This window comes from Mesorhizobium sp. J18 (assembly GCF_007829525.1).
Lineage (GTDB): Bacteria > Pseudomonadota > Alphaproteobacteria > Rhizobiales > Rhizobiaceae > VLJP01.
Genome location: NZ_VLJP01000067.1, coordinates 88,122 through 103,201, shown reverse-complemented (window position 1 = coordinate 103,201; position 15,080 = coordinate 88,122). Strand labels below are relative to the sequence as shown.

At 59.5% G+C, this 15,080-nt stretch carries 21 protein-coding genes; 17 read left to right on the top strand and 4 right to left on the bottom strand.

Annotated features, from left to right (window positions below; all coding sequences use genetic code 11):
* The first annotated feature begins 253 nt into the window (after positions 1–253).
* From L598_RS19055 to L598_RS18990, 12 genes are all read left to right on the top strand, one after another.
* Positions 254–742 carry a hypothetical protein gene (locus tag L598_RS19055; protein ID WP_144865205.1) on the top strand — a complete coding sequence of 163 codons (489 nt, stop codon included), beginning with the start codon at positions 254–256 and terminating at the stop codon, positions 740–742.
* Positions 743–934, top strand: coding sequence for a hypothetical protein (locus L598_RS19050; protein ID WP_144865203.1), 192 nt, complete (start codon positions 743–745; stop codon positions 932–934).
* A 369-nt stretch (positions 935–1,303) separates the two neighbouring features.
* On the top strand, positions 1,304–1,666 hold the full coding sequence (locus L598_RS19045; protein WP_246658836.1) for a hypothetical protein: 363 nt from the start codon (positions 1,304–1,306) through the stop codon (positions 1,664–1,666).
* Positions 1,663–2,211, top strand: coding sequence for a hypothetical protein (locus tag L598_RS19040; RefSeq protein WP_144865199.1), 549 nt, complete (start codon positions 1,663–1,665; stop codon positions 2,209–2,211). Before L598_RS19045 ends, L598_RS19040 begins: the two co-directional genes overlap by 4 nt.
* The gene (locus tag L598_RS19035) at positions 2,211–2,471 is read left to right on the top strand and encodes a hypothetical protein (RefSeq protein WP_144865197.1); all 261 of its coding nucleotides are present in this window, start codon (positions 2,211–2,213) and stop codon (positions 2,469–2,471) included. The genes L598_RS19040 and L598_RS19035 overlap by 1 nt, the downstream gene beginning before the upstream one ends.
* Before the next feature lie 3 nt (positions 2,472–2,474).
* Entirely contained in the window at positions 2,475–2,714 is a 240-nt protein-coding gene (locus L598_RS19030) for a hypothetical protein (protein WP_144865195.1), read from the top strand.
* Positions 2,711–3,262 carry a crossover junction endodeoxyribonuclease RuvC gene (locus L598_RS19025; protein WP_144865193.1) on the top strand — a complete coding sequence of 184 codons (552 nt, stop codon included), beginning with the start codon at positions 2,711–2,713 and terminating at the stop codon, positions 3,260–3,262. Before L598_RS19030 ends, L598_RS19025 begins: the two co-directional genes overlap by 4 nt.
* Complete coding sequence (locus L598_RS21660) at positions 3,259–5,022, top strand: DNA cytosine methyltransferase (RefSeq protein WP_210245028.1); 1,764 nt, start codon at positions 3,259–3,261, stop codon at positions 5,020–5,022. Before L598_RS19025 ends, L598_RS21660 begins: the two co-directional genes overlap by 4 nt.
* Positions 5,019–6,434 carry a DnaB-like helicase C-terminal domain-containing protein gene (locus tag L598_RS19005; RefSeq protein WP_186445106.1) on the top strand — a complete coding sequence of 472 codons (1,416 nt, stop codon included), beginning with the start codon at positions 5,019–5,021 and terminating at the stop codon, positions 6,432–6,434. Before L598_RS21660 ends, L598_RS19005 begins: the two co-directional genes overlap by 4 nt.
* Positions 6,434–6,742 (top strand): hypothetical protein, encoded by a 309-nt coding sequence (locus L598_RS19000; protein WP_144865189.1) that lies wholly within the window; start codon positions 6,434–6,436, stop codon positions 6,740–6,742. The genes L598_RS19005 and L598_RS19000 overlap by 1 nt, the downstream gene beginning before the upstream one ends.
* Positions 6,739–7,182 carry a hypothetical protein gene (locus L598_RS18995; protein WP_144865187.1) on the top strand — a complete coding sequence of 148 codons (444 nt, stop codon included), beginning with the start codon at positions 6,739–6,741 and terminating at the stop codon, positions 7,180–7,182. Before L598_RS19000 ends, L598_RS18995 begins: the two co-directional genes overlap by 4 nt.
* The gene (locus L598_RS18990) at positions 7,179–7,742 is read left to right on the top strand and encodes a DUF6362 family protein (protein ID WP_144865185.1); all 564 of its coding nucleotides are present in this window, start codon (positions 7,179–7,181) and stop codon (positions 7,740–7,742) included. The genes L598_RS18995 and L598_RS18990 overlap by 4 nt, the downstream gene beginning before the upstream one ends.
* A 15-nt stretch (positions 7,743–7,757) precedes the next feature.
* On the opposite strand, the gene L598_RS18985 is transcribed toward L598_RS18990, so the two are convergent.
* From L598_RS18985 to L598_RS18975, 3 genes are all read right to left on the bottom strand, one after another.
* Positions 7,758–8,018, bottom strand: coding sequence for a hypothetical protein (locus L598_RS18985; RefSeq protein ID WP_246658835.1), 261 nt, complete (start codon positions 8,016–8,018; stop codon positions 7,758–7,760).
* Between the two features lie 321 nt (positions 8,019–8,339).
* On the bottom strand, positions 8,340–8,867 hold the full coding sequence (locus L598_RS18980; RefSeq protein WP_144865183.1) for a hypothetical protein: 528 nt from the start codon (positions 8,865–8,867) through the stop codon (positions 8,340–8,342).
* Between the two features lie 256 nt (positions 8,868–9,123).
* Positions 9,124–9,405 carry a SinR family protein gene (locus tag L598_RS18975; protein ID WP_144865181.1) on the bottom strand — a complete coding sequence of 94 codons (282 nt, stop codon included), beginning with the start codon at positions 9,403–9,405 and terminating at the stop codon, positions 9,124–9,126.
* Positions 9,406–9,457: 52 nt separating this feature from the next.
* Here L598_RS18975 and L598_RS18970 point away from each other — a divergent pair, with 52 nt between their 5' ends.
* The 3 genes from L598_RS18970 to L598_RS18960 are packed head-to-tail and all read left to right on the top strand — an operon-like array spanning position 9,458 to position 12,639.
* Positions 9,458–9,826 carry a hypothetical protein gene (locus L598_RS18970; protein WP_144865179.1) on the top strand — a complete coding sequence of 123 codons (369 nt, stop codon included), beginning with the start codon at positions 9,458–9,460 and terminating at the stop codon, positions 9,824–9,826.
* Positions 9,786–11,267 (top strand): phage terminase large subunit, encoded by a 1,482-nt coding sequence (terL, locus tag L598_RS18965; RefSeq protein WP_246658834.1) that lies wholly within the window; start codon positions 9,786–9,788, stop codon positions 11,265–11,267. Before L598_RS18970 ends, terL begins: the two co-directional genes overlap by 41 nt.
* A 7-nt stretch (positions 11,268–11,274) precedes the next feature.
* On the top strand, positions 11,275–12,639 hold the full coding sequence (locus L598_RS18960) for a DUF1073 domain-containing protein (RefSeq protein WP_144865177.1): 1,365 nt from the start codon (positions 11,275–11,277) through the stop codon (positions 12,637–12,639).
* Here the strand turns inward: L598_RS18960 and L598_RS18955 are convergent.
* The gene (locus tag L598_RS18955) at positions 12,616–13,509 is read right to left on the bottom strand and encodes a hypothetical protein (RefSeq protein ID WP_144865175.1); all 894 of its coding nucleotides are present in this window, start codon (positions 13,507–13,509) and stop codon (positions 12,616–12,618) included. The genes L598_RS18960 and L598_RS18955 overlap by 24 nt on opposite strands.
* Positions 13,510–13,574: 65 nt before the next feature.
* Here L598_RS18955 and L598_RS18950 point away from each other — a divergent pair, with 65 nt between their 5' ends.
* On the top strand, positions 13,575–14,705 hold the full coding sequence (locus L598_RS18950; protein ID WP_144865173.1) for a DUF2213 domain-containing protein: 1,131 nt from the start codon (positions 13,575–13,577) through the stop codon (positions 14,703–14,705).
* A gap of 4 nt (positions 14,706–14,709) precedes the next feature.
* The gene (locus L598_RS18945) at positions 14,710–15,075 is read left to right on the top strand and encodes a head decoration protein (RefSeq protein ID WP_144865171.1); all 366 of its coding nucleotides are present in this window, start codon (positions 14,710–14,712) and stop codon (positions 15,073–15,075) included.
* Positions 15,076–15,080: the final 5 nt, after the last annotated feature.

The window sequence follows — 15,080 nt, the reverse complement described above, 5'->3', positions numbered from 1 at the left end:
GAAGGCAAGACGTTTACGGCGAAAAAGTACGACGAGATCGTTCGCTGGTTCGATGAGAACTGGCCTGAGGGCGCGATATGGCCAGAAGCCGTCAAGCGCCCGTTAACCGCAGAAAGGTTCGACGCGGCATTCCCCACCCCCACCCCCACCCCCGCCCCAGAGCAAGGGGAAGCGGCATGACCACTCTCGTCATTCTCGCCATATGGCTAGCTCTTGCCATTGTGTTCACGTCGCTGCTGACGGGGGCGCATGAATGACACGGCTCACCCAGGAAGAGCGGCAGGCCATTTTCGACGCCTATGCAGCCGGAAAATCCAGCATCCTTCTGGGGAACCTCTACGGCGTCCATCCAGCCTATATCCGCACCCTGTATCAGCGCATGGGCGGGACGGATCGTCCTCACAGCGAACGCCGGCCGAGAAAGGTTCATCTCGTCAAGGATTTTGCCGAGCGAAACCCCGGCCTGACGGTAAAGGAAGTCGCGGAATCGACTGGCGTTTGCCTTGCCTCGGTTCACAACGCCATCCGGCGGTACAATCTCGACATCAAGGTGTTTAAGAGTGGCCGCCGCAAGGGACAGAAGATAGCCCATATCCCGCTGCCCGAGGCTGTTGTTCCCGCATTGGAAAAGGCCGCACGAGACCGTCATTGCAGTATCCATAGCCTGATCGCCTCGATGATCGACGCTGTTGTGGCGGACGGGATCATCGACGCTGTTCTGGATGATCGGGAGGCCGCGTAAATGGTCAGGCTCCCTCGCTGGAACTTCAAATGGACTGTCGCCAATACCGACATCATCCGCAGCATGGCCGAGGACGGCTGCGATGCTTACGCGATAGCCCTTCATTTCACCCGCCTCGGCAAGCCTGCGACCACCGACGAAATCCTGCGCATTTGCGACGACATGGGCGTGAAGGTGAGGCGGACCGCATGACGCTTCTGCTCGCCCTCCTTGCCCTACCTGTTTTCTACGCCGGGATGCGCTTTGAGCGTTGGCGGGCTCAGCGGAAGGTGTTCGGTGGAGAAGGGGCGGATAATCCCGGTCCCCGGCGCTGTGTTCTGGTTCGCGTACAGTTTGAGGCGCCGGTCGGCCCCGCATGTGCTGCGAGGGCCTGACGATGCTTCCGGGAACAGTTCCAACTGCAAAGCTCTCTGATGTTGGCGCGTCCGATAGCGATGCATTTGTGATCCCTTTCTTGCCTTTCGAGATTGAGCCGTTCCGGCTCGACCCCAACCACGGTTCGGAAAGTAACCGTGGAGCGTATGCAGTATGTGCAAAGAATTTGAGCAAGAGGTGCAAAGTATGAGTAGCGCCGAGATCGCGGCCGGATATGTCCGCCGCATGGTATCCAGAGAAAGCAGCGGGTGGGGCGATCAGACAGAAGCTCTGAAGCGTCTGGCCCGCAATTACAAATTGCCATTCTGGACCCTGAACAATCTTCGAATTGGTCGCGCCAAGACTATCGAGGCTGGTTTGCGCGACCGCATCCGTGAGGCCTACCTGGACCTCTGCGAGCGGCAGATCAGGCGGCTTCAACACGAACTGGAAATCGAGAAAGCGGCAGCTGCGGATGATTCTCTTATCGACATTGAAAACGAGGCTGAAGCTCTTGCTGCGCGTCTTCTGGCGGCACGAGCGGCGCGAAAGGAAAGGAAAGCGCAGTGACTGACACGAAAGCGGGACACAATTCGGAACTCACGCCGGCCGAGATCAAGGCGCTGAAGTTCCACCACTTCCATGCGATCTCGGCTCAGAAGGCGAAGGTCGAAGCCGAGCAAGCCGAATACAAACGTCTTCGTAAGCTGGCGAAGGCTGACCATATCGTCCTGTCCGACATCGACTTCATGATGAAGTGCGCGGATATAGAGGATGAGACCATCCTGACCGATCGTGCCAAGCGTGAAGCCGAGATCATGGCGTGGTTTGCCCTGCCAGTCTCATTCCAGCCCGACATGTTCACCGACCTCGATGCCGAGCCGCTTGAGGATCGTGCCGCGCGTGAAGGCGAGGCCGCCGGTTATCAGGGCAAGGATGCAGTTCCTCCCTACGATGCCAGCAGCGCTGCCGGGCAGGCATGGATGAAGGCCTGGCACCTCGGCAACAAGAACCGCACCGAGGCGCTTGCTTCGGCTCTTGAGAAGATGGCTGCGGCGCCTGACGAGAAAGACGACGCCTTCCCCGATGCGGATGAGGACGAAGAGGAGGCGTGATGAACCTGATCCCCATGAACTTCTTCCAATCCGAGCCTGCACCGGAACTGCCTGCACCATCCCTTGCCGATGAAGCAGTGAGCCTTGTCGGCTTCCATGACGCCATGCGGGCGAATGTCCTGAGCGAATTGCAGGCCATGCGTGACAGGCTGAAGCTGAATATCGAGTACGAAACGGCAGCACTTGCGGAAGTCGAAGCGGCCATAGCGCGGGAAGAAGCAGCGGCTCCGAAAGTGGTGAAGCTGGAAGCGGCTGAATAAACCATGATCCGCTGGCGCGCTCCATCCTACTCAGGCGACCGCCGTGTTGCTCTAGCAGGACGTGTCGAGATCGGCGCGGTATTCCCGCCGCTCGACAAGAAGGGCTGGGCATGGCGGCTCTGGATCACCGGCTCGGTATGCAGCACGGGCGGTTTCGCACCATCCGAGCTTGGCGCGAAAACCGCATTGGATCGTGCATGGGCCGATTTTCTGAACAAGGCAAATCTGAGGGAGGCGGCATGATCATCCTCGGCCTCGACGTGGCAACCAAGCTCGGCTGGGCGGTCTACGATACGAGCAAGACGCCCTCATCGATCATATCCGGGTCGATCAAGCTGGAGGGCGACAATGCTTTCGAGAAGGCTCAGGACATGCGCCGGAAGCTTCCGAAGTTGATCCGCGAGCATCAGCCTGACTTCGCGGCCATGGAAGCCCCGCTGGAATTCGCCCCTCAGTTCAAGAAAATGCAGCGGACGCTCTTGGGTGAGGAGGAGACCACCAGCACCATCAACTCCAAGACCATCGCGATGCTGAACCGCTTGGCCGGGGCGGCACAGATGGCGGTGCAGGGGCAGAACGTCCGCTGCATCGAGGTACGGCCGCAGACCTGGCAGACGATCATCCCGAAGACGATCACCGGTAAGCCAAAGCAGCGGGCGCAGCAGTTCTGCGACATGCTCAAGATCGTCTCGCCCAACATGGATGCGAGGGATGCGGCAATCATCGCCTATTGGGCTGCGGGGCATTGCCAGGAACTTCGCCTTCTTCAGCGCGCACGGGAGGCGGCATGATGCGATACGGCAGCGTATGCAGCGGTATCGAGGCCGCGACCGTCGCTTGGGAGCCTCTGGGCTGGCAAGCCGAGTTCTATTCCGAGATCGAGGCGTTTCCCAGCCACGTCCTGCACGAGCACTATTCCAGCGGTCGGCCGCAATTCATGCCCGACCCCGATGAACCGGGGTTGAAACCGAAAGACCGCAAGGCCCGTGCCGCGGCGATCAAAGCCGTCTCACGTCTGCCGGAGCGCGCCAACGGCGTCCCTAATCACGGCGACATGACACAATTCGAGGAGTGGCCCGACCATGCAATTGACCTTCTTGTCGGAGGAACCCCCTGCCAATCGTATTCCATCGCGGGTCTCCGAAAAGGATTGGATGACCCGCGTGGCGACCTCATGCTCACCTATGCTGCGATTGCTCGCCGATATCGGCCCCGATGGCTGGTCTGGGAGAACGTCTTCGGCGTCCTTTCAAGCAAGGGAGGACGAGACTTTGCAAGCCTTCTGGGATTGCTCTCCGGACGAAGGGTCGAAGTCCCGGCAGACGGATGGAAATCTGCGGGAATTGTCGAAGGCTACGGCGGCGCATACGGCCTCGCATGGAGGGTGCTTGACACTCAATATGTCCGAGTGGACGGCGCTCCCCGCGCACTTCCGCAGAGACGAAGGCGTGTGTTCGTTGTCGGACATTCTGGAGGCGACTGGAGACGTGCCGCAGCGGTTCTATTTGAGCGCGACGGCCTGTCGGGGAATCCTGCGCCGCGCAGAGAAACGGGGAAAGGAATTGCCCCCACAATTAGCGCGCGCCCTACAGGCGGTGGCGGACTTGGGACTGACTTCGATCTAGACGGCGGCGTCATCATCGATGATGCAGCCCGCTGTGTCACAGCGGGCTATGCGCAGCGGCTCGATTGGGAGACGGAGAACTTCGTCGCTCACGTCGCGCCTACAATGCGAGCGGGCGGCAATCAAACTGGCGGCGATCGTCCATATGGAACGGACGTGGATACCTGCGATAGCCTAGTCGCGCACAGCCTTCGGCCCGAAGGCTTCGATGCCAGCGAGGATCGAACAGGCAGGGGAACGCCGCTGATACCAGTCTCTGTCGCCATACGCGGCCGCGACGAAGGCGGGGCAATCGAAATGGGCGATGACGTTGCCCATGCGCTGCGAGCCAGTCAGGGCGGCGGAGACAAGCCGCATGTGCTGGCACCTGTCGCGTATTCCATCATGCCGCAGAACAGCGGCAAGGAATACAACCGGTCCGGCCCGCTTGGGTCGTCCAGCCCGCAGGCGCAGGCTATCGCCTTCGCTCAAAACAGCCGGGATGAAGTTCGTCTCCAGAATGGCGATGGATCAATATCAGGAGCTCTGGCTGCTGAAGCGGGCATGAAGCAGACGAGCTATGTCGCCTATCCCCTTGATCTTCGAAATGCCGGACGCGATCCAGACAAGCGAGATGCGCAGAACCGGCAAGGCCTTGGTGTTGGCGATGATGGCGATCCGGCCCATACGCTGACGAGCGAGTTCGTCCCGGGAGTCGCTACGCAATGGGCGGTGCGCCGCCTAACTCCGACAGAGTGCGCCCGCCTCCAAGGCTTTCCGGACAACCATTGTCGCATTCCGTGGCGCGGCAAGCCCGCCGAGGAATGCCCAGACGGTCCGCAATACAAGGCCTACGGCAACAGCATGTCCACCAATGTCATGCGCTGGCTCGGAGAGAGAATCCAGACAGTAGACGCTATCACCGAGCGAGGAAGGGCGGCCGCATGATCCAGGAGCAGATCGAGGCCGTCCCGCAGAACCTTGAGGCAGAGGAGCAGATCATTGGCATCCTCCTGAACTCCAACGCGGCGTTGACAAAGGTGCCGTGGCTGGAGCCGGATGACTTCTTCAACCCCGTTCTGAAGCGCCTGTTCGAATCCATCACCGCGATGGTGGAGAAGGGCATGGCGGCAAATGCCCTGACGATGAAGGATGCCTTCGAACCGGGGGTGATGATCCATGACCAGCCGCCGATCGCTTATCTGGCGCGTCTGCAGGGCGAGATCGCCACTACCGACCCGGTCGGGTTTGCGAAGACACTGCGCTATGCCCGCAGCCGTCGGTCACTGGTCTCCATTGGCGAGGATCTTGCCAAGGCTGCCCGCCTGTCGCCTCCCGAGGTCATCCCGACCGAAATACAGGGCGAGATAGAGGACAGGCTTGCCGAGGTTCGCTTATTGGCGCCGAGGCAGGACACCAGAACGGCAATCGGTTCGTATGCCGATGCGTTCCTCTCCTCACTGTCGCCGTCTCATTCCAGCGGTCGCGGTGTGCCTCTGGTCTTCCCCGAGCTGGAGCAGGTTATTCAGGAGCCGTTGGAAGGCGGGAACCTCTACGGTCTTCTTTCCTCGTCGGGTGAGGGCAAGACGAGCCTCATGCTGCAGATCGCTGAACATGCCGCCCGCAAGGGCTCTCCGGTCCTCATCATGAGCTACGACCAGAACGGGGAGCAGGTATTCCGACAGATCGTTTCGCAGTGTGTCGGGACTGAGGTGACACGGATTCGTCGCGGCGACTTCTCCGAAAAGGAGGCCGAGCGGATGATTTCCGAGACCAACCGGATCAAGGCTCTGCCGATTGAGATCATCCGGTGCAAGCGGGAGAAGATCGGTCGGATCGCGGCCTATGCCCGGGCCTTCGTCAAGCGGTGGCAGACGGTCACGGAAGGAACCCCGCTGATCATCCTCGATCATTCCCGCAAGGTCCAGCCTGACAGGCCGAATGACCATGAGGGTCGAATTGCGGGTGCCATCAACGGAGAATGCAAGGCCGTTGCCGAAGAAACCGGCGCTGCGTGGCTGAACATCAACCAGCGCAACAGCGGCGGGATGTCGAGACCCAACCCCAGACCGATCGCCAGAGACCTGTTTGGCGGCGAGCAGGCCAAGGAGGACTTCGACGCCATCTTCTACCTGTACCGCAAAGAAAAGTGGCGGGACGAGCAATTGAAGATTGCCCGGGACGCAAAGGAGAAAGAGCAGATCATGCAGCGCTTCGGGGACTGCGAGGGCAAGGCCGAGATCGGCGCGATCAAGGTCCGCTATGGATCGGACAACCAGCGACGGGAACTGATCTGGGAAGGGCGGTTCACGAGATACCGCAGCGAGCAGCAGGGTGATCAGGTGGAGGGGCTGTTCTGATGAACCGCGCCACGGCATTCGCTGAGGAAACCATAGGCGGCTATATCGGCCGCTTTCGCCTTGCCTGGCGCTCGGAAGCCTTCAAGGTGCGCGAGCATCGGGAGGGAAGGGTTCTCTACTTCGCCACGGCCGAGGAGGCCGAATTGGCGGCATGGCGCGTCAAACACAAGATCGAGGACCGCCACATGCGCCGCGATGGCGAAACGCTCTCCACGGCCATCTCTGCGGCCGATGCGCTGTTCCCTACGCTGGTCAGGCAGAAGGGCAGCAGCCGGTATACCAAGGTCGAGACGCGGAGGCAGGCATGAGCCACCCCTGCGACGTATACCGCGTGGCCCGTCAATGCGGTGTGATCCTCCGCGATAGTCATGAGCATAGCCCGACCAGTCGGCGCCCTCGGGAATGCTTCTGTAAGCCCACGCTGCGGGAAATCGGGCGTGAGCATGGCGAGGATCATCTGCGCCTCGTCCTCATGCTCATGACCGGGACAAAGGCCAACTCGGCCGAGCTTTATGCCGACATGATCAAGGCTGTGTCTGCCGTGCTTCTATGGATGCCGGATCTACTCCGCCGGCCGACGCTGGTGTCGGACTTCAACGCGATCGATCTGGGCTCATTGCGGCGGAAGGCGAGGGCAATGAACTGCGGTGTCCCGACTACCCACGTTCTGCGCATCCTACTCGCCACGCGCTTCTATCAACCCATACAGGGCGACATGCTCGAAATGCTCCAAGGAGAGGCGGCTTGAACTATCAGGCATGGACGGCAAAGGCGGTCGAGGATCGCGTTCTGGAAGCTGCGGAGACGCTTATGCTTCTGCCGGGCGTCAAAGGCCCGCAGGCCTATGGAAGCGCAATGCCAACCCCGGTCAGGGACTGGCAGTCCTATGGGCTAGAACCGTCCACGTACAAGCGCCGGCCCAGCCGCAGCGCATTGGACCGCATGCCCGAGGTTTGGACGTGGATTAACGGGCTTCCCAACCAGGCGGATCGTGTGCTTCTCTACTCATGGGCATGGGTGAAGGTCCGCTCGGGCAAGAAGATTGCCGACTTCGCCAGCCGAGAAGGCATGAATGTCAGAACTCTGCGGCGGTCAATTACCCGTATTTGTCAACTAATTGCGAACGACCTTAACCGAATGCATGCTGTTCGGTTGAACAGTACCGTTGACCTGGTGTCCGAAAATCAGGCAGAACCCGATCCAGAAACCGTATCGTCGGTGAACTACGCCAATCACTGGATGGCTCCCGGCGCCAAGCCCCGACACCTCCCTGAACGGCTCGAACCGCTTCAAAGGAAATCCGCATAGCGGATGGGGCATCAATCATTCATGGGCTGGTGCAAAGCCATGCTCGGCCATGCAAGCTCGGAATGTACTATTTGAAGCGATGGCGCCTGCAATCCATAGCCTACCTGCTGAAACTTGCGTTTCCGCGGCGCGGCCATTGCAAATCGCCATCGCTTTTTCGAAGCGAGCCTCATAGCTGTCATTTGAAATGGGCTTCCACTCACTGGATGTGCTGCTGTTGCAACTGGCAAGCATTCCAATCGCCAAGAGCATGCACAACATTCGCGACGTGATCATTCCGCCGTTCCTCCCCTCCTTAGCCAAAGGAAATCACATCTGGCGCAAGGTCTCAACTAGCGAGAGGTGGGTATGGACGCGGAAGCGGAAGGCGGCTTAGGTCCACCAGCCGTAGTGCAGGCCGACCTGCCATAAAGCAAAGGCAATTGTGATTATTGCGGCGGACAATTCGATCTTGGACATGTCGATCTCCGATGTGAGGCCGACTCCCCAATTATCAGCAGATGGTTGCCGCCATCGTCCGTCTATTCTGCGGTGTGTGGAGAAGTGGTATGTCTCGCCACGCTCATGACGTAGAGACCGCGGGTTTGCTGTGACTGATCAGATATCCTTGGAGCGCAACCCGATCTCGGTCGGGGCAATTGCCAGGTGATCGAACTTGCGGATATGCCTTGCCAGCTTTGGGTGGGGGTAGATTTGATGTGTCGAGTCCCCCGAGTGAAAGATCTCGAACATCCTGTTGCTCAACCCATGCCAGCCAAAGCCAAGGAACACGTCCGCGATCGAGAGCACAAACACGAATGTTTGTTTGGCGTCGTAAAATGGTAGGTGGCTTTTGCGTACAAGCCCGAAACCGAGATTCGATTGAGCCCACTGTATGGTCTTCCCAGCCTCTACCTTGCCAGCGATCACTTTAATCCCGGCGGGAATGCTGGAGCCTTGTGACAGAGCGCGAGGTAGCGAGGCAGGAAGAATGGAGCGGTAGTTAGCGCTTCGATGAGCAACCACACCGGTCTTCGTGATCCAGGCTGCAATCGTATACCTTTCCGCCTTCGAAAAGCAGCGCGGCGATATGTCAGCCTGCAGTCGGGGAAGCAGTGCCCGAAAACCACTCTCTAAACGAGACATCCACCCATTGTTGCAGGAAGAGCAGACAGAGCCGAGTGTGTGAGAGTTGCCGCTAGCGACCCGTTCCGACAGCGGCACTCCGATCCAACTCATATGAGTGCCGCGGAGGCTACCCTTTTCGCTACCGCCAACATAGTGCTGGAGCCATAGCGGGATCACATGCTCACGCGTGAGAGGCCCGGGTGCGCCGCAGAAGATACATGAGCGCTTCGCCATCGCCGCAGTCAACTCAAGCGAGCGGTTCAGCGGGACGGATCTAAAGGTGGTCCTTCAACCATTTGCTCCCGTTGTCGGCAATTCCGTGCCACGCACCCACGCCTGTGAGGGCGACGACAAGAAGCTCATCGTTGTCGTCAACATAGTTGAGCAGATCGTCTCGAATCTGCTTGGCGGTCAGGTCGGTGACGACAATGAACGTGGAATCCAAGTGAGCCCAATAGGTGGGGTATTTCTCTTTAAGATGATCGCGAAGGGCTTTGTTCCTTGCGTAGTAGTTTTCGCCCTCGCGATTTAGATCATACCCGATGAGATAGCTCATCTTTCCGCCCTCCCTTTGAAAAACTATCAAACCCCGCGACAGAAAATCAAAGATGGCACGTGGTGGCAAGAGAGATGGTGCAGGGCGGAAGCCCGGCACACCGAATAAGGCTTCGATCGAGCGCCAGAAGAAGGTAGCGGCAACGGGGATCACTCCGCTCGACTACATGCTGAAGGTGATGCGTGATCCGAAAGCAGATGCTGGTAGGCGCGATGACATGGCCAAGGCCGCAGCCCCTTATGTCCATCCAAAGCTGGCCTCCATGCAGCACACCGGCCGCGGTGGTGGGCCAATCCAGACGATGGACGTCACCAAACTCAAGGGCATGACGGATCAGGAGCTCGAACTTCTTGAACGTGCACTTGTCCAGATCGGAATTGTTGACGGCGATCAGGGCCGAGAGGGAGGCGAGGAGGACTGAGGCCGATCGCAAGGCTGAGCGGAAGGAATTGCTCGGCTCGCATCTGGCCTTCACCAAGAAGTTCTTCCGGGAGAAGGAAGGCCAGCCGTTCTCGGTTGCCCCGTTTCATCCCGTCGTTTGCGACACGCTCGATCAGGTATTCACCGGTGATATCAACCGGCTGATCATCAACATCCCGCCTGGCTACGGGAAAACCGAACTGGCGGTGGTGAACTTCATCGCCCGTGGGTTTGCGATCAATCCTCGCTCGAGGTTCATTCACGCCAGCTATGCGCAGCCGCTGGCGCTGGACAACTCGACCAAGGTCAAGGACGTCATCAACCTGCCGGGCTATCAGGCGCACTGGCCGGTGAGGATGCGTGTCGATACAAACGCCAAGGGATTATGGCGCACGACTGACGGCGGGCATCTGAGAGCGGCCGCGGCGGGTGAGCCGATCACGGGCTTTCGTGCCGGCATTCTTGCCGAACCGGGCTTCACAGGCGCGCTGGTCATAGACGATCCGCTGAAGCCTGACGATGCGTCATCGGATACAACGCGGAAGTTCATCAACGAGCGGTGGGAGAACACCTTCAGGTCGCGTCTGGCGCATGAGGACGTGCCGGTCATCGTGATCATGCAGCGGCTGCATATCGATGACTTCGTGGCCCACCTGCTGGAGAACTCGGGCGAGCACTGGCATCTGCTGAAGCTGCCTGTGCTCGTTGAGGGCGAGGGCAAGGCGCCGGCGGGGAAAGTGACGCTGATCCCGCACGGCCTTCCCGACGGCCCGCTGTGGGAGGAGAAGCACACCCTCGATCAGATCAAGGTCCTACAGGGTGCACCGCACGTCTATGCGGGCCAGTATGCGCAGGAGCCGACAGTCGAGGGCGGCAACCTGTTCAAGCCGGGTCTGCTGCCTCGGTATGACGAAGTGCCGAAGCTCTCCTGGCGGGCGATCTACGTCGACACGGCGCAGAAGACGAAGGAACGGAACGACTATACGGTCTTCGAGCATTGGGGCGCCGGGGTAGACGGGCGAGCCTACTTGCTCGAGGTGGTGCGCGACCGGTTCGAGGCGCCCGAGCTAGAGAAGACCGCCTTCGCGTTGTGGACGCGCCTTCGCGGTGATGATTGGCCTGCCGATCGGTACGGTCATCTTCGCAAGATGGTGATCGAGGACAAAGTTTCTGGAACGGGGCTGATCCAGTCGCTCACCCGCAAGGCGATCCCGGTGATCGCGATGCAGCGCGAGAGGGACAAATACACCCGCGCACTGGACGTGGTGCCGGCGGCCGCGGCTGGACTCATTGTGCTGCCCAAATCGGCCCTGTGGCTGAAAGACTTCGAGAATGAACTGGCGGCGTTTCCCGATGGCGGATTCGACGATCAGGTCGACCCCTTCATTGATGCCGCACTGGATATCTGCGGCTTCCTCGGCATGAACCTGGACAACCTGTGAGGCACGGATGGGCAATATTCTGACCTTCGTCCGCGACGGCCTCGCAAGCGCCATAGCAGGGCTCGGAACCGAGCGGGACAAGGCAGCGACGGTCTATTACACCGATCCGACGATTGACCTGCAGCAGCTCGTTGCAGCCTATCGCACCTCCTGGCTGCCTCGGAAGATCATCGACATCCCGGCGCTGGATAGCTGCCGCGCCTGGCGGTCCTGGCAGGCCAAGAACCCGCAGATCGAGAAGCTGGAAGAGGAGGAGACGAGGTTAGGCGTCCAAGGCAAGGTTCTCGAGGCGCGGAAGAAGGCAAGGTTGTTCGGCGGTGCAGCGATCTATTTCGATCTCGGCGATGATGCCTCGCAGCCGTTGAATGTCGAGAAGGTAAGGGCAGGGGGCGTTAGGTTCTTGACCGTTCTCACGCCTCGGCAGTTGCAGCCGGGCGAGATCGAGACCGATCCTCTGTCACCGCTCTATGGCCGGCCGAAGGAGTATACCGTCGTCAGCGGCACAGCGGCCCAGGCCAAGATCCATCCGTCTCGGCTCGCCATCTTTATCGGCAACGAGCTGCCGGATCGGGATATCACTTCTGGCGCTTCCTATGCATGGGGCGATAGTGTTCTTACCTCGGTCTTGGAGGCGGTGAAGCAGGCCGACAGCACGTCGGCCAACATCGCCAGCCTGATCTTCGAGGCGAATGTCGATGTCGTCACGATGGAAGGCCTGATGGCCTATGTCGGCACGCCCGACGGCGAGAGGAAGGTCACGGACCGCTACAGGATCGCAGCGACGGGCAAGAGCATCAACCGCATGCTCATCCTCGACGGCAAGGAGAAGTACGAGCGCAAGGCGGCCAGTTTCACCAACCTGCATGAGCTGATGGATCGGTTCTTTCAGAACGTCAGCGGCGCGGCCGATATCCCGATGACACGCCTGTTCGGCATGTCGCCGGGCGGACTGAATGCTACGGGCGAGGCTGATCTTCGCAACTACTATGACCGGATTGCCTCGGGGCAGACACTGGAGATGCAGCCGGCACTGGCGAACCTGGACGAATGCCTGATCCGCTCGGCTCTCGGCACCCGCGATCCGGACATCCACTACGTATGGAACCCGCTCTGGCAAATGAGCGAGAAGGAAAGGGCGGAGATCTTCAAGGCCAAGTCTGACGCGGCCAGGACGATCGCCGGCAAGGGTGGCATGGAAAGCCCGCTGATGCCGGTCGAAGCTCTATCCGACGCCTTTGTCTCGGAATTGGTCGAGGATGGGACGCTGGCCGGCCTCGAGGCTGCGATCAAGAAATATGGCACGCTGGCCGAGCAGGAGGAGGATGAGGAGGATATCGAGGCGGCAGACCTAAGCACCGATCTGAGGGAATAGAACTTTCTGTTCGGGTGAACCAATTGGGAAGTACTGAAACTTCTTCTTGTTTGGCTTGCCGACAGACAAACATTGCATCTGGTTCTCCCCAATGCGCCGCACCAAGATGGATCCAACGAGATCTAAACACTCGTGAGCTTTCATTGGCCGGAAGGCGGCGTTCAGTGATTGCCGATTTTTGGTGGAAGAATAAACCCAGCAATCCTGCAGCTCGGGTGGCCCGTCAAACCACCATTTCGCAATGATTTCCGACGAACGGTATAGGTGCTCAAGTCCCACTTCGACTTCACGAGCGAATTCATCGTGCAGAAAATCGTTGATAATATTAAGCTTCAGCTTTTCTTCATCGGTAAATTCCGATCCATGCTCTGTGGCTCCTATTATAGGAGCCTTGATAGACCGTCTTGCTTTGTATGCAAAAATTACGGCGTGGCTGCCGACAGGTATCCTGCATTCGGACAACGTGATGTGGGGGTCATGTATTGCCGTGTATAATACGGACTCCCCGATTTTATGCAGTCTGCCTGGTCTTCTGACCAATGAGCCGTCAGGAGCTTCTGAATCTCTTATGGTTGTGCCTGTTTGCGGCGGTATCGAACTATCCTCCGCGCGGCGAGCTCGAAAGAATAGTGTTCCAGTTGGAAATTCTGTGACGTGAATTTTAAGAAATGCCCTTTGGCTGCCGTCCGATGAATTCACGGACATGACCTTAAGGATTTCCTGTGTAAGTTGCTCGTCGTTCAGGGTTCTATGTTCACTCCGGCGAAAGTCGCGCACTCTTTGCATCAATTCTGACGGGGTAACTTCCGCCAGCATAGCTTTTTGCTTGGCGAGCATCTGTTGTGCGTTCAAATCCATTGAGACGTTCAAGTGTTGCTCCCCCCGGAACGTGAACTCAGGTCGCGATAGCGGTTTTCAACAGAGCTAGCAACAATATGCAATTCACAGACGCTGTAACCGTCGCGGGAACGCGGCGGACCGGTGACGGCTATCTTGTCGCCACCGCCAAATGCGTGCGCGCCGGCATCCAGCTCTATACCGGCGATGAGCTCGGCAGGCCCGAGATGAAGATCGTCCGGGTTTATCGCCCGGCCGAGGAAGTCTTTGCCAAGGATAGCCTGCAAAGCTTCAGCCACGCCCCGATTACGATCGACCATCCGACCGAGCAGGTCACGGCCGACAACTGGAAGGCACTGTCTGTCGGTGAGGTCAGCACGGCGGCGAAGAAGGTCGACGATTGGGTTGAGCTTCCCCTGATCTTCAAGGATGCCGCCGCTATCGGCCTGATCGAGAGCGGCAAGCGGGAACTGTCGGCCGGCTATGTCGCTGACTTCGACTTCACCTCAGGCGTAACGCCCTCCGGCGAGCCCTATGACGCCGTTCAGCGGTCCATCCGCATCAATCACCTCGCCCTGGTCGATAAGGCCCGGGCCGGGTCACAAGCTCGCGTTGGCGACAGCGCGAAAACCTGGGGCGCTGCCCCGATCACCCAACCCATAGCAGACGAAAGGAACCCGGATATGCCCGGAGAAAATCTGCGTACGGTGGTTGTGGACGGTCTCTCGGTCCAGACGACCGATCAGGGCGCCCAGGCCATCGAAAAGCTTCAGAAGGCCGTCGCCGACGCCCAGACGAAGCTTGCTGATGCCGAAAAGGCTCACGCCGACGCCATCAAGGCGAAAGACGAGGAGATCGGCACTCTCAAGGCGGACAAGAAGAAGCTCGAGGACGCCGCACCGAAGCCGGCCGACATCGACCGCATGGTGGCCGATCGTGCGGCTCTCGTCACCGCGGCAAAAGCCGTCGACGAGAAGATCGTCACGGACGGCAAGACCGATGCCGAGATCCGCAGGGCTGTCGTCGCCACCAGGTTCAGTGACGAAGAGCTCAAGGATATGTCGGACGACATGATCGCCGGCATGTTCAAGGCCCTGACCAAGGATGCCAAGCCGAACGACAGCGTTCGCGATGCGCTCCGCACTCAGGACCATTCCATCGCAGCCAATGACGCGTGGGGCGAGGGTGTCTTCGCTGCTGCCGGCGTCAGCGTGAAGAAGGGAGCCTGATCCAATGGCACAGCTCAATGAAAATCGCGGCACGGCCAATTTCCTCGTCTCCGAGGCGAACGGCATGTACCGCAGCCGGGAAGAGGGCACGGTGGCCGCTGGGACTGCTCCTGGTCTTCTCGCCGGCACCATCCTCGGCAAGCTCACCGCCGGCGGGAACTACGTCCAGTACAACCCGGCTGGTGCCGATGGCTCACAGACAATCGCCGGCATCCTGTTTGAGGCTGCCGTCGGTACGGTCAAGCGCACCATTGTCGTTCGCGACTGCGAGGTGAACGGGGCGCATCTCATCTACCAGGCTGGCGCCGATGACGCTGCGAAGGCTACGGCCAACGCGGCTCTGGCGGCGCTCGGCATCATCGTCCGCTAACGGAG

Bases quoted from the DNA above. Each gene is read 5' to 3' on its own strand.
- L598_RS19050 (WP_144865203.1), top strand. From the start codon at position 743: ATGGTCAGGCTCCCTCGCTGGAACTTCAAATGGACTGTCGCCAATACC.
- L598_RS19025 (WP_144865193.1), top strand. From the start codon at position 2,711: ATGATCATCCTCGGCCTCGACGTGGCAACCAAGCTCGGCTGGGCGGTC.
- L598_RS18980 (WP_144865183.1), bottom strand. From the start codon at position 8,867: ATGTCTCGTTTAGAGAGTGGTTTTCGGGCACTGCTTCCCCGACTGCAG.
- L598_RS18945 (WP_144865171.1), top strand. From the start codon at position 14,710: ATGGCACAGCTCAATGAAAATCGCGGCACGGCCAATTTCCTCGTCTCC.
- L598_RS21660 (WP_210245028.1), top strand. From the start codon at position 3,259: ATGATGCGATACGGCAGCGTATGCAGCGGTATCGAGGCCGCGACCGTC.
- L598_RS18960 (WP_144865177.1), top strand. From the start codon at position 11,275: ATGGGCAATATTCTGACCTTCGTCCGCGACGGCCTCGCAAGCGCCATA.
- L598_RS19030 (WP_144865195.1), top strand. From the start codon at position 2,475: ATGATCCGCTGGCGCGCTCCATCCTACTCAGGCGACCGCCGTGTTGCT.
- L598_RS18985 (WP_246658835.1), bottom strand. From the start codon at position 8,018: ATGATCACGTCGCGAATGTTGTGCATGCTCTTGGCGATTGGAATGCTT.
- L598_RS18975 (WP_144865181.1), bottom strand. From the start codon at position 9,405: ATGAGCTATCTCATCGGGTATGATCTAAATCGCGAGGGCGAAAACTAC.
- L598_RS18950 (WP_144865173.1), top strand. From the start codon at position 13,575: ATGCAATTCACAGACGCTGTAACCGTCGCGGGAACGCGGCGGACCGGT.
- L598_RS19055 (WP_144865205.1), top strand. From the start codon at position 254: ATGACACGGCTCACCCAGGAAGAGCGGCAGGCCATTTTCGACGCCTAT.
- L598_RS18995 (WP_144865187.1), top strand. From the start codon at position 6,739: ATGAGCCACCCCTGCGACGTATACCGCGTGGCCCGTCAATGCGGTGTG.
- L598_RS19000 (WP_144865189.1), top strand. From the start codon at position 6,434: ATGAACCGCGCCACGGCATTCGCTGAGGAAACCATAGGCGGCTATATC.
- L598_RS19035 (WP_144865197.1), top strand. From the start codon at position 2,211: ATGAACCTGATCCCCATGAACTTCTTCCAATCCGAGCCTGCACCGGAA.
- L598_RS19045 (WP_246658836.1), top strand. From the start codon at position 1,304: ATGAGTAGCGCCGAGATCGCGGCCGGATATGTCCGCCGCATGGTATCC.
- L598_RS19005 (WP_186445106.1), top strand. From the start codon at position 5,019: ATGATCCAGGAGCAGATCGAGGCCGTCCCGCAGAACCTTGAGGCAGAG.
- L598_RS18970 (WP_144865179.1), top strand. From the start codon at position 9,458: ATGGCACGTGGTGGCAAGAGAGATGGTGCAGGGCGGAAGCCCGGCACA.